Annotated in this window: 3 tRNA genes; all 3 read left to right on the forward strand. The window is 50.2% G+C overall.

Annotated elements, in window-relative coordinates:
• Positions 1-17 precede the first annotated feature (17 nt).
• The 3 genes from EXZ60_RS19045 to EXZ60_RS19055 all read left to right on the forward strand — a co-directional run bounded on the left by EXZ60_RS19045 (position 18) and on the right by EXZ60_RS19055 (position 307).
• Positions 18-93: transfer RNA gene (locus EXZ60_RS19045), tRNA-Lys, on the forward strand.
• A 31-nt stretch (positions 94-124) separates the two neighbouring features.
• Positions 125-200: transfer RNA gene (locus EXZ60_RS19050), tRNA-Ala, on the forward strand.
• A 31-nt stretch (positions 201-231) separates the two neighbouring features.
• Positions 232-307 (forward strand) — tRNA-Val (locus EXZ60_RS19055).
• The last annotated feature ends 14 nt before the right edge of the window (positions 308-321 follow it).

Consider the following 321-nt stretch of genomic DNA (forward strand, 5'->3'; position numbering starts at 1 on the left):
TCCGTTGTGAAGTAAAGGGGTCGTTAGCTCAGTTGGTAGAGCAGTTGACTTTTAATCAATTGGTCGCAGGTTCGAATCCTGCACGACCCACCATTTCTTCCACAAGAAATGTGAAAAAACATGTGGGGCTATAGCTCAGCTGGGAGAGCGCCTGCCTTGCACGCAGGAGGTCAGCAGTTCGATCCTGCTTAGCTCCACCATTTCTTCCACAAGAAATGTGAAAAAACATGTGGGCGATTAGCTCAGTTGGGAGAGCACCTGCCTTACAAGCAGGGGGTCACTGGTTCGAACCCGGTATCGCCCACCACTCTCTAAGGATTT

Origin of the sequence: Vibrio sp. 1151_11, assembly GCF_029478525.1 — a bacterium.
In the GTDB taxonomy this organism is placed as follows: Bacteria; Pseudomonadota; Gammaproteobacteria; order Enterobacterales; family Vibrionaceae; genus Vibrio; species Vibrio anguillarum.